The following is a 14,200-nucleotide window of genomic DNA, read 5'->3' on the forward strand; positions in this document are numbered from 1 at the left end:
GATATGAGATCATCATATTCATCCGGAGCGCATCCCAGAGGGACATCATGAGCCATCAACTCACCTTCGCCGATAGTGAATTCAGCACTAAGCGCCGTCAGACCCGAAAAGAGATTTTCCTCTCCCGCATGGAGCAGATTCTGCCATGGCAGAATATGACCGCTGTCATCGAGCCGTTTTATCCCAAGGCGGGCAATGGCCGACGGCCCTATCCGCTGGAGACCATGCTGCGTATTCACTGCATGCAGCATTGGTACAACCTGAGCGACGGTGCCATGGAAGATGCCCTGTACGAAATCGCCTCCATGCGCCTGTTTGCCCGATTATCCCTGGATAGCGCCCTGCCGGATCGCACCACCATCATGAATTTCCGCCACCTGCTCGAGCAGCATCAACTGGCCCGTCAATTGTTCAAGACCATCAATCGCTGGCTGGCCGAAGCAGGCGTCATGATGACCCAAGGCACTTTGGTGGATGCCACCATCATTGAGGCACCCAGCTCTACCAAGAACAAAGAGCAGCAACGCGATCCGGAGATGCATCAGACCAAGAAAGGCAATCAGTGGCACTTTGGCATGAAGGCCCACATTGGTGTCGATGCCAAGAGTGGCCTGACCCACAGCCTGGTCACCACCGCGGCCAACGAGCATGACCTCAATCAGCTGGGTAATCTGCTTCATGGAGAGGAGCAATTTGTCTCAGCCGATGCCGGCTACCAAGGAGCGCCACAGCGCGAGGAGCTGGCCGAGGTGGATGTGGACTGGCTGATCGCCGAGCGTCCCGGCAAGGTAAAAACCTTGAAGCAGCATCCGCGCAAGAACAAAACGGCCATCAACATCGAATACATGAAAGCCAGCATCCGTGCCAGGGTGGAGCACCCGTTTCGCATCATCAAGCGGCAGTTCGGCTTCGTGAAAGCCAGATACAAAGGGCTGCTGAAAAACGATAACCAACTGGCGATGTTATTCACCCTGGCCAACCTGTTTCGGGTGGACCAAATGATACGTCAGTGGGAGAGATCTCAGTAAAAACCGGAAATAACGCCAGAAATGGTGGAAAAAATAGCCTAAATAGGCTGATTCGATGTGTTTGCGGGAAAAAAATCGGCCCAGATCCGCGAAATTTTAATCAGCGAGTCAGCTTGGGAAGAAATGACCTGCTTATTCGCACCTTCCTTAGCCAAAACCATATCTGCCCCTGCTTGCCATTTCTCTATCAGGTATGGAATAACCTCAATCGGGTCTTGCAAGTCCACGTCAATCGGGATAATCGCGTCACCGGTCGCATGGTCAAGACCCGCAAATAACGCAGGCTCTTTTCCAAAGTTGCGGGTGAAGGAAAGTGGTATTACAAGCGGGTCAGCTACAGCAAGCGCGTTTATGATTGATTCTGTGGCGTCTTTACTGCCGTCATTGATAAAGACTATCTCGACTTCGTGTTGTTGCAGATCTTCAAATTCGCGCACTGTTTTATAGAAGATCGGAATTGCTTCCTCTTCATTAAATACAGGAACGACCAGAGAAATTTTCATTTCGCATCCCTAAAGACAATGAACCGTGAGTATAAAAAACCGGCTACAAGACTGAATCCGGAAAAGGCGACAAGGGTAACGACAGGTGGAGCGCCGATTAAATCCGCGATATATCCTGTCACGCCAGCCATAACGCCCATGAAAACGATGAACGCGATGTAACGCGCAGAAGTGGCCTGAGCCTTGAACGTCCATTTTGCATTCGCAAAAAAACTGAAAGTTACCGCAATACAGAAAGCAACGACGTTCGCAACGGTCTGGTTAGCATCGAGGAAATGCATAAGCGCACCGAAACACAACCAGTGAAGAGCAGTGTTGACCACGCCCACTGAAACATAGCGAGTAAACAGTTTTACCATTTTAGAAATCAGTTAATTCTGAAAGGCGAGGATTTTAACACCACTGCGAAGCATGATCGACCCTATTATTTAGTGAGGCTGTGTATGGATACAGTTGTTTGTATGATATTCATGCCACGCACAGCAGAGGTGAGCACCTCTTTCGTTGCGCGCATTCATCTCACCCATAGTTACTTGAGTTCAGACCGCGTCATTGAACAGTTACGGGAGTTCAACTGGCATTTTACCTGCAGCGGAGCTAAGTCTTGGATAGAGCGTTACCCCCTCTCCCGACTTGGCCGATAAGACAACAGACTAAAGCGATAACAGTTACTGGATCATGCATAACATGGTGAGGTTTTTCTGAAGGGGCTTTTCCTCACCAGTCATGGAGTATCAGGAACAGGGGGTTAACTATCGATCTTCTATGCGGGATTGATGGCAACTACCGGTTATTTGGAACGTCAAAGGTTGGGCTGTCAATATGGCAATGTCTGCAGATAGAGCGAGTTTGGCATTACGAGAGAATAAAAAAGGCGACCGCATCAGGTCGCCATAAATTATGAAGCAGTATTAGTTTTGTATAATGATGCTTTTTTCGATTTGATGAATGGCCTCTCCACAAAATGGTAGGTGAAAGAGGATAGCAGGCAAATTGATATGTATGCTGAAACAAATAATGTGATGACCTTGTAGTCAGTATGCGAAACATCATCCTTACTAATTACTTGACTTAAAGGGAAAAGTATCAATCCCTGGGTTAAGTACAGGCTATAGCTAACAGCACCAAGTCTCTTTGCAGCCTTAGTTGCCAGTAACCCGAATATGTCGGCACCGGAGATTACAGAGAAAAATATTACGCATAAAAAAAACTTTTCCGGAGACCTGAACAGGTCTGGCTGTGCAAAGCCAGTAATCAGAACTGTAGCCACTAAAAGTATGTTTGCATGCAGTCTGGAGATAATTATTTTGTCCTTAAGTTCCCTGCAAAGCATCCCGGCGAAAAAATATGACCATAGATATGCATCTCTTGTAAAGCCAGGCAATAAATATACAGAAAACGCAAAAAGGACTATGGTTAACTCCATAGACCACTTTTTAAGAATAAAAAGTAAAGGCAGTGAAAAGTAGAACATCCATTCCCACCTCAACGTCCACGTTACACCAGCCAGTGCCATCCATGATTTATTAAAGTCAGTCACATTAGGCTTGCTATTCCAGAGGCCACCATCGAACCATGACATTGTTTTTGAAACTGTATCCAATGTAATAGGGTCATGATCTGTTAATGAAAACAACAAAACCAATCCAGCAAAAGAGCATGCAGTTGCTAGCGGAACGATTCTTAAAAATCTCTTCTTATAAAGGTCTACCCAGTCTACGGTTTCCTTATTTCTCACCTTTCCCCAAAAGAGATATGCCGTAGTCATGAAAAAAAGCGCAACGCCGTATTTACCCATGTATGTGAGCCATAAAGAACTTGGTGACCACATGCCCTTTGTAATATAAGAATGCAAACAATCAAGATGATGGAGAATAACAAATGATGCCAATAAAAACCGCATGCCATCAAGACTATTGGAACGAACCGCTTCGGTTTCTTCATCAATAAACCTGAAAACAGGGAGACTGAAAATTAAAAGCGCAATAATAAGGCTAAAAAGCGCCATGCTAATTGTGTAAGTGACGTCCATTATTTATATACCTTTATAATATCAACTATTAATCTATTATTCGCCATGTCACTTCAAAGTCATTTGAACTTTAGAATGGCGAAGAGTCTAGCATTGAGAGAGTCTGAAATCGACGGTCATGGCGTTTTCTTGCTGTCTAGTTGGTGACATCGATTAAGGTGGAGCTTAAAAACTAAATTTTTTTGAATCTAGCATGACTTGGGGATTCCTCTCATCTCAACGCTTGCTCAACTGCATCAATCATTCATTCTGTTCATGCATCCAGTAATTATTGGAGGCGTATCATGGGGCTTCCACCGCCAGCGCAAGACTATGCAGAGAAGCGCATGTCGTTCGACAAGCGCATCATAACCAGATCGTCATCGACATATCTGATGAGAGCTGGTGCAACGCATCACTGCGAAGGAGGCTTGAGCGGAGTTGTTCTGGAAGTGGATATCTCATTGAGTGTGCGACGGATCATTGTTGGTACAAAGCATGGCAGGTGAGTTGAGGATAAAGCGATACCGCAAATCGCCAAAACCGCACCTGGAGGATTTGCAGGCGGGTAGACGTGATGAGATTCCGGTTCACGATGACGGAACGAGTCTGGATGGGGTATTCGGAGTGATAACGTATCTCACCAACGATACACGAACAGGTGAGTTTGAAGGTTACCCGGTGATGCAGGAATCAAATTACACAGCCATGCCATGAGGCATACTGTGTACCCTCTGTTTAATAAATGTGTCATGCATTGATGAACCATAACGCAACGCAGAAACATGTAACGACACTTAATGACAAAAAAACGGCGCGAATGCAGCAAAGATAATTATATAACATTGAGTTAAATCGAACCGTGCGTTCTTCTAAACCATATGTAGTAGGCTAGAATCCTACAGGGCGTGCCAATGATCCCCCCTTTTTTCTATATTTGAACTGCAACATATCCCTGCTTTACTGAAAGGTGATTAATCCTGCGATGAGGGCTCACCCGTGGCATATGTTGAAAAAGCACTTCGGTTTAATCCTGCCTCACCTGTCTTTCAGGAAAATCTTCATAACGTCTACCACCACATGCGAAACCACCAGCCTGTAGCGCGAATCGGCAAAACGTGGGTGCTTACCCGCTATCAGGATGTTTATCAGACGCTTAAAGAGCGAGCATTCGTCTCCTCGGGTATACCTGAAGATGTGCATAGCGAAATGGAAAAAGAGTGCTTCAGCCTCTCGCCCCCCATACGCGATCTTCTCTACGGCATTGTGCTGTTTGAAGACGGGAATGTGCATCGCGCGCACCGTCAGGCGCTGCAAGCTCTGTTTACCGGCGAATCCTGGGCTGCGTTAACCCAGTTGATTTCTGACGAGTCACATACGTTGGTGGCAGAGTTAACCACCACCGGCACGTTTGACGGCATTCGCCAGATTGCTGCCCCGCTCTGGGGGAAGCTGTTCACCGCCTGGCTCAACCTGCCGGAAGCGCAGCAGGAGGTGGTTGAACAAGAGAAAAGTGCCATCAGGCTGTTGCTGGACCCCAGCGCAATTGATCGAGAGGGATTACAGCGGCTGATCGTGGCGCTTTCCCGTCTGGATGACAGTTTTCGCCAACTCGCGCAGGCACACAGCCAGGGTTACGACTCGCTTTTTTATCGCAGCCTCCTGAAAGGATATGGCGGCGATCGGGATGCGCTTGCAACGCGGTTTAGCACAGACTGCGTCACTATGCTGATCGGCGGGAGTGAAACCAGCGAAGCGTTAACCGGAAACCTGGTGTATATGCTGGCACAACATCCTGAATTACAGGCGTGCGTCAGAAATAACACGCTGCGGATGAAAGATGTCGTCAGTGAAACCATGCGCTTTGAGTCTCCGTTGCAGATGGGCAGGCGAAAGGTAGTGGCTCCCGTGCAATTTCTGGGACGCGAACTTAAAGCGGGGGATAACATCTTAGTATGCCTTGGTTCTGCAAATCGCGATGAAAGCGTATTTGAAGAGGCGTGGCGTTTTATTCCTGGCCGCAAGAATGCCCAACGTCAGCTGGGATTTGGCGCAGGCGTGCACCAGTGTATTGGACAACTGCTGGCGCAGTGTCAGGCTGAAACCCTTGCCATGGCTTTATGCGAGCGCGGGACGCTCTCTCTCGACGGTGAGGCTAAATGGTCGACGCGAAGCCTGATTCTGAGAACGCTGGAGACGCTGCCGGTAAAAATTACCTGAGGTAATAATAAGGACAACGCTAAGAAGGGAATCATATTTTCACGGCGGAAGTGGTGAACGTTTTTTATTCTTAAATTGTCAGATAAATAACGACGTAATAAATAGAAGGCTAATGATATTTTGTAGTGTGTTGTCTTAAGGTTTTCTTAATCTTTAATTAATCCGTTTTTTAAATCTGGATTTTTATCACTTCACTCCCCGCAAAAAAGAAATTTTACACTTTTACGCTTAAACTGGATTGATACTAATTATCATTAGCGTTTTTGTATGCTTTAATCCTGTCCCACAACGCTATGCGTCATTATTCCCGTTGCTCTATTAAGGATATGTTCATGAATTCTCGCCTGCTGTCCTGCTTCTCGCTTGCCTTGTTGTCATCATCGCTTTTCCTTTCCACACAATCCGTTGCCGCCGATAACAGCGAAGGCATTGTGGTATACAACGCGCAGCATGAAAACCTGGTGAAGTCGTGGGTTGACGGTTTTACCAAAGAGACCGGCATTAAGGTCACGCTGCGTAACGGCGATGACAGCGAGCTGGGTAACCAGCTGGTTCAGGAAGGCAGCGCATCACCTGCAGACGTATTTCTGACGGAAAACTCGCCGTCCATGGTACTGGTGGATAACGCTAACCTGTTTGCCCCGCTGGATGCAGACACCCTGAAGCAGGTACCGGCAGAGTACCGCCCGGCGCATGGCCGCTGGATCGGCATTGCCGCCCGCAGCACCGTATTCGTCTATAACCCGGCAAAACTGAGCGAACAGCAGCTGCCTAAGTCGCTGATGGATCTGGCCAAACCCGAGTGGAAAGGCCGCTGGGCGGCATCACCGTCAGGCGCGGATTTCCAGGCCATCGTGAGCGCAATGCTGGCGCTTAAAGGCGAAAAAGCCACGCTGGAATGGCTGAAGGCGATGAAAGCTAATTTCGTGGCCTATAAAGGCAACAGCACCGTGATGAAAGCCGTCAACGCCGGCCAGATTGATGGCGGGGTGATTTATCACTACTACCGTTTTGTCGATCAGTCCAAAACGGGTGAGAACAGCAAAAACACCAAACTCTACTACTTCAAACACCAGGATCCGGGCGCGTTCGTCAGCCTTTCCGGTGGTGGCGTGCTGGCGTCCAGTAAACACAAAGCGCAGGCCCAGGCGTTCATCAAATACATTACCGGTAAAGAGGGCCAGGAAAGCCTGCGCACCAACAATGCCTTTGAATATGCGGTGGGCGTGAACGCGGCCTCTAACCCGAAACTGGTCCCGCTGAACGATCTGGATGCACCGAAAGTTGAACCTTCAACGCTCAACAGTAAAAAAGTTATCGAGCTGATGACGCAAGCCGGTCTGCTGTGATCCTGAGAGTGAAGTGAAGGTCTTATGTCTGGTCTGAGTCTCGACCTCGGCAAAAACAGCGTGCGGGAGCCTGGCCGCAGGCGTCCTGCACTGCCGATGGTAGCGTTAGCTGTCCTTTTTTCTTTACTGGCACTTCTGCCCCTGGGTTTTATCATTGCCATAGGCGTTGAGACGGGCTGGGAAACGATTAGGGCGCTGGTATTTCGCCCACGTGTTGCTGAGCTGCTCAGCAACACGCTGTGGCTGACGGCGCTGGCGGTACCGCTGTGTATCGTGACGGGCGTGGCGATCGCCTGGCTCACGGAGCGCACGCAGCTTGCCGGGCGAGGGATCTGGTCCGCGCTGGCGGTCGCCCCACTGGCGATCCCCGCGTTTGTGCAAAGCTATGCCTGGGTGAGCGTGGTTCCCTCGATGCATGGCCTTTCCGCGGGCGTGTTCCTCTCCGTTTTAGCTTACTATCCGTTTATTTATATGCCGGTTGCGGCGGTGCTGCGTCGTCTTGACCCGACGCTGGAAGATGTGGCCGCCTCGCTCGGCACCCCGCCGTGGCGGGTCTTTTTCCGCGTGGTGCTGCCGCAGCTAAAACTGGCTATCTGCGGCGGCGCGCTGCTGGTGGCGCTGCACCTGCTGGCGGAATACGGTCTGTACGTGATGATCCGTTTTGATACCTTCACAACGGCCATCTATGACCAGTTTCAGTCCACCTTCAGCGGCCCGGCAGCGAACATGCTGGCGGGCGTATTGGCCTTATGCTGCCTGGCGATCTTAGTGCTGGAAGGCGTGACGCGCGGGAAAGCGCGCTATGCACGCATTGGCGCGGGCGCGGCACGTGAACAGAAACGCTGGCCGCTGAAGCCTGCGGCGGCTGCGCTGGGACAGCTGTTTTTCCTCGCGCTGGTCATTCTGGCGCTGGGCGTGCCGTTACTTGTCCTGTGCCGCTGGATTTGGCTCGGCGGCGTACAAAACTGGATGAACGCCGACCTCTGGCACTCCCTGCGCCAGACGCTGATGCTCGGCGTGGGTGGGGCACTGCTGACGACGGCGTGCGTGATCCCCATCGCGTGGCTTGGGATCCGCTACCCGCACCGTATTTTCCGGATGCTGGAAGGGTGCATCTATATCACCAGTTCGCTGCCGGGCATTGTCACCGCGCTGGCGCTGGTCACGGTCACTATTCATTACGCTCGCCCCATTTATCAGACGGAAATCACCCTGTTCCTGGCCTATCTGCTGATGTTTATGCCCCGCGCGCTCATTAACCTGCGGGCAGGGATTGCCCAAGCGCCGGTGGAGCTGGAAAACGTGGCGCGCAGCCTGGGCAGCACGCCTGCGAAAGCGCTCTGGAGCGTTACCCTGCGGCTGGCCGCACCGGGCGCTGCGGCAGGCGCCGCGCTGGTATTCCTTGGCGTCAGCAACGAATTGACCGCCACGCTGCTGCTCTCGCCGCTGGGAACCCGCACGCTCTCCACCGGATTTTGGGCGCTGACCAGTGAAATTGATTATGTGGCCGCCGCGCCCTACGCAATGCTGATGATTCTGATCTCACTCCCGCTGACCGCCATTCTCTATATGCAGTCGAAAAAAATTGCAGGGCTATGACATGCTTGAATTAACCGCCATTTCAAAATCGTTTTCGGACGTGCAGGTGCTCGACAGCTTAAACCTGAGCGTTGCGCCGGGGAGCCGCACGGCGATTGTCGGCCCCTCCGGGTCGGGGAAAACCACGCTGCTGCGTATTCTCGCCGGGTTTGAGACGCCGGATACCGGCCGCATTGTCATGCAGGGAAAAACGCTGTTTGATGAAAATCATATTGTTCCTGCTCACCTGCGCGGGATCGGTTTTGTGCCCCAGGAGGGCGCGCTGTTCCCCCATCTCAACGTGGCAGATAACATTGCCTGGGGGCTGAACGGTACCCGCCATGAGAAGCGCCAGCGCGTTGAGGTGCTGATGGAGATGGTCTCTCTCGACAGGCAGCTGGCGACGCACTGGCCCCATGAGATTTCCGGCGGACAGCAGCAGCGCGTGGCGCTTGCCCGTGCGCTGGCGCAACGTCCTTCGCTGATGCTGCTGGATGAACCGTTCTCGGCGCTGGATACCGGCTTGCGCGCCATGACGCGTAAAGCAACGGCCGATCTGCTGGCGGAAGCGGGCGTGGCCTCAATTCTGGTCACCCACGATCAGAACGAAGCGTTGTCTTTTGCCACGCAGGTTGCCGTGATGCGTTCTGGCCGCTTCACGCAGGTGGGAACGCCTTATGACGTCTACACCCGTCCCGTTGACGAAGAGACGGCGCTGTTTCTTGGCGATGCCGTGATCCTGCCTGCTCAGCTCGCTGGCGGTTACGCCGTGTGTGCACTGGGCGAGGTGCCGACGGACAATCCGCATGCAACAGGAGAGGGCCGGGTAATGATGCGTCCTGAACAATTGCGCGTGACGGCATGTGCGCCTCATGAAAGCCCGGTCTCCATTCTTGATGTCGACTTCACCGGTCAGCTGTCTACGCTGACGCTGGGATTAGCGGGGCATGAACAGCCCGTTATCCTCAGGACCGTCAGTCAGCCGGGCTGGCACCCGGGCGCGGCGGTACGCATTGATGTGACGGGCACTGCGCGCGTTTTATAATCGTAACCACCCCTAAAGGGGGTGGTTGTTCCCCATCGTCCTCATTACCTCCCTTCATGAACGCGTGACGCTTGCCAATGCATACATAATGCGTATAGTTCTCATTTGCATTGCTGTTAATACATTCTAAGGCCCGACAACGGGTCATTTTTTCGCGCACTTTCAAATGAGTTAACGATGGACAACACCAAAATACACAAAACGCTGCTGGCGCTCGCCATTGGGGCGGTGACACATTCCGTCCAGGCGGCGGATGATAAAAAAGAAGATACCCTTGTTGTGCAGGCTGCACCTGCCAGCGACTTTAAACCCGGCGGCGACCAGCTGGTACCGGCCTTTCTTGACGGGCAGGTGGCGAACGGCGGGCGCATGGGGATGCTGGGCCAGCAGAACGCCATGGACGTGCCGTTTAACATCATCAGCTACACCTCGAAGCTGGTGGAAGATCAGCAGGCGAAAACCATCGCTGACGTGGTCGCCAACGATGCGGGCGTGCAGTACGTTCAGGGGTACGGTAACAGCGCGGAAACCTACCGCATTCGCGGCCTGAAGTTTGACGGCGACGACATGACGTTTGGCGGGCTGTCCGGCGTACTGCCGCGTCAGGTGGTGGATGCGCAGATGGTTGACCGTATTGAGATCTTCAAAGGCGCCAACGCGCTGATGAATGGCGCGGCAAGCTCTGGCGTGGGCGGGATGATCAATCTTGAGCCGAAACATGCGGGCGATACCCCGCAGGCAAAAGTGGGCGTGGATTACACCTCAGATTCGCAGTTTGGCACCACCCTAGATGCAGGCCGTCGCTTTGGCGACAGCGACCAGTTCGGCGCGCGCGTGAACCTGGTCCACCGTGAAGGGGAAACCGGCGTACCAAACGACCGTCGCCGCACCACGCTGCTCTCCACCGGTCTTGATTACAACGGCGACAACGTCCGCACCTCGCTGGATCTGGGCTATCAAAAGAAAACCTTCCACGGCAGCCCGACCAGCGTCAACATCTCGGCGGTGGATTTCGTGCCTGAACCGCCGAAAAACGATCGTAACTTCTCGCAGAAGTGGGCCTACAGCGACATCGAAAACGAATTTGGGATGTGGCGCAGCGAATACGACATCACCGATAACTGGACCGCCTATACCGGCCTGGGCGCGCAGCATGCGCACGAAGAAGGGATCTACAGCGCGCCGAAGCTGCTGGACAAAAGCGGCAAAGCCACGGTCAGCCGTCTGGATACTAACCGCATTAGCGATTCCGTTAGCGGGATGGCGGGCATTCGCGGGAATTTCAATACCGGCTTTGTGTCGCACAAGGTGAACGTCGGCTACTCGGCGACGACCAAAAACGAAAAAATCGCGTGGAAAATGTCGGCGACGAAGGATAACCCGACCACCAACATCTACCACAACACCGGCGTTGATATGCCGGACAGCTCCAACTTCAATGGATCAGGTGGCAAATACAGCGATCCGCTAACCAGCGGGCGCACCCGTACTCAGGGCTGGCTGCTGAGCGATACGCTGGGCGTCCTGGACGACAAGCTGCTGTTCACCGCGGGGGCGCGTCATCAGAAAGTGGTCATCCGCGGGTATAACAAAATTACCGGTGCGGAAAACGACGCGGACGGCTTCGACGGTAGCCGCTGGATGCCAACCTACGGCGTGGTTTATAAACCGTGGGAGCAGATTTCCCTTTACGCCAACCACACCGAAGCGCTGCAGCCGGGAAAAACCGCGCCGGACACCGCCACCAACTACGGTCAAAGCACCGGTATTGTTCACTCTAAACAGAATGAAGTCGGCTTGAAGGCAGACTTTGGACGCGTGGGCGGCTCTCTGGCGCTGTTTGAGATCAAAATGCCATCGGCGATCCTCGACGATGACAATCACTACGGCCTGGACGCTGAACAGCGTAACCGTGGCGTAGAGCTCAACGTTTTTGGCGAGCCCATGCTCGGGATGCGCCTGAACGCCAGCGCCACCTGGCTGCAGGCCGAGCTGACCAAAACCAAAAACGGCGTGAATCAAGGCAACGATGCGATTGGCGTGCCGAACTTCTATGCCGTGCTGGGGGCAGAGTACGACATCAAGCCAGTTGACGGCCTGACCGCCACCGCACGCGTGAACCACTCGGGCACGCAGTATGCCGATCTCGCGAACAGCAAAAAGCTGGACAGCTATACCACGCTGGATCTGGGCATGCGCTACCGCTTTGCGCTGAACCACAATGCAAACCAGATGACCGTGCGCGCAGGCATCGACAACGTGACCAATGAAAACTACTGGGCCAGCGTGGACGATTCCGGTACCTACATCACTCAGGGCGAACCGCGAACCTTTAAGGTCTCGGTGGGCTACGAGTTCTAAGCGTTCCACCTCGTTATCCGGGGCAGGGACGCCCCAATCCCGCCGTTATCCTGTTATAAAATTGTAACAAAAGCTTCTTACACTGTTCGCCAACTCCTTACCTCTTGGCCAATGACAGGAAGCCGCTATGGGCAGACCCCTCAAATCCGTTTTTAAAAAAGAACATCGCGACGACATCACTAACCGCAGCGCTAATCCGGTTTTCTCCGAGGTTGCAGAGGTTTTCCTCTCCCGCCGTCGTTTTCTCCAGATGGGCGCCGTGGCGGGTGCTGCCGTTTCCTTTCCCTTTTTGATCAAACCTGATAGCGCCATTGCCGCGGTATCGAAGCCGTCCGCGCTGGCAAAAGCGGTGTCGCTTGGGTTTACCAGTATTCCCGTTTCCACGGACGATACGGTGAGGGTGCCGGAAGGTTATATTGCCCGCCCGTTTTATCGCTGGGGTGACCCGACGGGCATCAAAGACCACATGCCGGCATTTAAGCCGGATGCCAGCAACACGACCGACGAACAGGCCGTGCAGGCGGGGATGCACCACGACGGTATGGCGTGGTTTAGCCTGCCGCAGGGGGAGCAAAACCCGGAACATGGTCTGCTGGCGCTGAACCATGAATACATCGATAACGGGATGCTGTTTACGGACGGTATGGCGAACTGGAACCTCGACAAAGCCCGTAAGGGGCAGAACGCGATGGGCGTGTCGGTGGTGGAAGTGAAAAAAACGGGCAGCGGCTGGGAGGTGGTTCGCCCGTCTTCTTATGCCCGCCGTATCACCGTCAATACGCCGATGCAGCTTACCGGCCCGGCGCGGCATCAGCCCCTGATGAAAACCGCCGCCGACCCGCAGGGGGAGCGCGTGCTGGGCACCATGCAAAACTGCGCCAACGGCCATACGCCGTGGGGCACCTATCTCACCTGCGAGGAGAACTGGTCGGATATTTTCGTGAAAAAAACCGATCTCAATCCGCTGGAAAAGCGCTATGGCATCAGCGACAGCGACGAATCTTACCGCTGGAACGAGGTGGATGAGCGGTTTAGCGTCGATAAAACGCCTAACGAGCCTAACCGATTCGGCTGGGTGGTAGAGATTGACCCCTACGACCCGACCTCCACACCGCGCAAGCACACCGCACTTGGCCGCTTCAAGCACGAGGGGGCCGCCGTTACGCTCTCCGCCGATAATCGCGTGGTGGTCTATATGGGGGACGATCAGAAGTTTGAGTACATTTATAAATTCGTCTCTGACAAAAAATACGATCCTGCGAACCGTGAGGCCAATATGCAACTGCTGACCTCGGGCACGCTGTATGTTGCCAGGTTCAACGAAGAGGGAAGCGGCGACTGGCTGCCGCTGATCTTCGGGCAGAATGGCCTGGATAAAAGCCACGGTTTTGAAAACCAGGGCGATCTGCTGATTAAAACCCGCCTGGCGGCTGACGTGGTGGGGGCGACGAAAATGGATCGCCCGGAGTGGATAGCCGTGGATCCGCACGCCAGCGGCAGCGTCTACTGTACGCTCACCAACAACAGCGATCGCGGTAAAGAGGGGAAAGCCCCGGTCGATGCCGCCAACCCGCGTGCTAATAACGTGTTTGGTCATATTATGCATTGGCACGAAGAGGGGGCCGATCCTGCCGCCGCACGCTTTAAATGGGATATTCTGGTCATGGGCGGGCGCACAGACAGCGACGATCCGAAGGCCAAAGGCTCTATGCAGGGGGCGGCATTCGGCAGCCCGGATGGTCTGTCGTTCGATCATCAGGGCGTTCTGTGGATCCAGACCGACGTCTCTTCCAGCACGATCAACAAAAAAGCGTATGAGGGGATGGGCAATAACCAGATGGTGGCCACCATTCCGGGCAGCAATGAGTTTCGTCGTTTCCTGACGGGCCCGCGTGGGTGTGAAATCACCGGTATTGCGTTTACGCCGGACAACCGGACGCTGTTTATCAATATTCAGCATCCGGGAGAGGGCGGGGATGACATTACCGACCCGGCCAATCCGCGTGCCGTCTCTAACTGGCCGGACGCCAGCCCGAACGGACGCCCGCGTTCGTCAACGGTGGTGATCGTCAAAGCGGACGGCGGGATCATCGGGTCGTGACGTT

Annotated in this window: 9 protein-coding genes and 2 pseudogenes; 8 read left to right on the forward strand and 3 right to left on the reverse strand. The window is 53.5% G+C overall.

Annotated features, from left to right (window positions below; all coding sequences use genetic code 11):
- Positions 1 to 47: 47 nt before the first annotated feature.
- On the forward strand, positions 48 to 1,028 hold the full coding sequence (locus BFV64_RS05425) for an IS5-like element ISKpn26 family transposase (protein WP_000019445.1): 981 nt from the start codon (positions 48 to 50) through the stop codon (positions 1,026 to 1,028).
- A 146-nt stretch (positions 1,029 to 1,174) separates the two neighbouring features.
- Here the strand turns inward: BFV64_RS05425 and BFV64_RS05430 are convergent.
- The 3 genes and pseudogenes from BFV64_RS05430 to BFV64_RS05440 all read right to left on the reverse strand — a co-directional run.
- A pseudogene (locus BFV64_RS05430) lies at positions 1,175 to 1,531 on the reverse strand (glycosyltransferase family 2 protein); the annotation flags it as partial.
- Positions 1,528 to 1,890 carry a GtrA family protein gene (locus BFV64_RS05435; RefSeq protein ID WP_014882854.1) on the reverse strand — a complete coding sequence of 121 codons (363 nt, stop codon included), beginning with the start codon at positions 1,888 to 1,890 and terminating at the stop codon, positions 1,528 to 1,530. The pseudogene BFV64_RS05430 and the gene BFV64_RS05435, both read right to left, overlap by 4 nt.
- Before the next feature lie 539 nt (positions 1,891 to 2,429).
- Positions 2,430 to 3,563, reverse strand: coding sequence for an acyltransferase family protein (locus BFV64_RS05440; protein ID WP_069601790.1), 1,134 nt, complete (start codon positions 3,561 to 3,563; stop codon positions 2,430 to 2,432).
- A 284-nt stretch (positions 3,564 to 3,847) separates the two neighbouring features.
- Here BFV64_RS05440 and BFV64_RS26180 point away from each other — a divergent pair.
- From BFV64_RS26180 to BFV64_RS05470, 7 genes and pseudogenes are all read left to right on the forward strand, one after another.
- A pseudogene (locus tag BFV64_RS26180) lies at positions 3,848 to 4,259 on the forward strand (HumD family translesion DNA polymerase).
- Positions 4,260 to 4,541: 282 nt separating this feature from the next.
- A complete protein-coding gene (locus BFV64_RS05445; protein ID WP_023336848.1) occupies positions 4,542 to 5,762 on the forward strand; it encodes a cytochrome P450 in 1,221 nt (406 codons plus the stop codon).
- A gap of 332 nt (positions 5,763 to 6,094) precedes the next feature.
- On the forward strand, positions 6,095 to 7,111 hold the full coding sequence (locus tag BFV64_RS05450; protein ID WP_014882857.1) for an iron ABC transporter substrate-binding protein: 1,017 nt from the start codon (positions 6,095 to 6,097) through the stop codon (positions 7,109 to 7,111).
- A gap of 24 nt (positions 7,112 to 7,135) precedes the next feature.
- Positions 7,136 to 8,710, forward strand: coding sequence for an ABC transporter permease (locus tag BFV64_RS05455; protein WP_023332289.1), 1,575 nt, complete (start codon positions 7,136 to 7,138; stop codon positions 8,708 to 8,710).
- Between the two features lies 1 nt (position 8,711).
- Positions 8,712 to 9,734: an ABC transporter ATP-binding protein gene (locus BFV64_RS05460; protein WP_069601791.1), complete on the forward strand. Its 1,023-nt coding sequence runs from the start codon at positions 8,712 to 8,714 to the stop codon at positions 9,732 to 9,734.
- Positions 9,735 to 9,911: 177 nt separating this feature from the next.
- Entirely contained in the window at positions 9,912 to 12,095 is a 2,184-nt protein-coding gene (locus tag BFV64_RS05465; protein ID WP_023332291.1) for a TonB-dependent receptor, read from the forward strand.
- A gap of 127 nt (positions 12,096 to 12,222) precedes the next feature.
- Entirely contained in the window at positions 12,223 to 14,196 is a 1,974-nt protein-coding gene (locus BFV64_RS05470) for a PhoX family protein (protein ID WP_023332292.1), read from the forward strand.
- Positions 14,197 to 14,200 lie beyond the last annotated feature (4 nt).

The organism is Enterobacter kobei (assembly GCF_001729765.1).
GTDB classification, from domain to species: Bacteria; Pseudomonadota; Gammaproteobacteria; order Enterobacterales; family Enterobacteriaceae; genus Enterobacter; species Enterobacter kobei.

Bases quoted from the DNA above. Each gene is read 5' to 3' on its own strand.
- BFV64_RS05440 (WP_069601790.1), bottom strand. From the start codon at position 3,563: ATGGACGTCACTTACACAATTAGCATGGCGCTTTTTAGCCTTATTATT.
- BFV64_RS05435 (WP_014882854.1), bottom strand. From the start codon at position 1,890: ATGGTAAAACTGTTTACTCGCTATGTTTCAGTGGGCGTGGTCAACACT.
- BFV64_RS05470 (WP_023332292.1), top strand. From the start codon at position 12,223: ATGGGCAGACCCCTCAAATCCGTTTTTAAAAAAGAACATCGCGACGAC.
- BFV64_RS05450 (WP_014882857.1), top strand. From the start codon at position 6,095: ATGAATTCTCGCCTGCTGTCCTGCTTCTCGCTTGCCTTGTTGTCATCA.
- BFV64_RS05425 (WP_000019445.1), top strand. From the start codon at position 48: ATGAGCCATCAACTCACCTTCGCCGATAGTGAATTCAGCACTAAGCGC.
- BFV64_RS05455 (WP_023332289.1), top strand. From the start codon at position 7,136: ATGTCTGGTCTGAGTCTCGACCTCGGCAAAAACAGCGTGCGGGAGCCT.
- BFV64_RS05460 (WP_069601791.1), top strand. From the start codon at position 8,712: ATGCTTGAATTAACCGCCATTTCAAAATCGTTTTCGGACGTGCAGGTG.
- BFV64_RS05465 (WP_023332291.1), top strand. From the start codon at position 9,912: ATGGACAACACCAAAATACACAAAACGCTGCTGGCGCTCGCCATTGGG.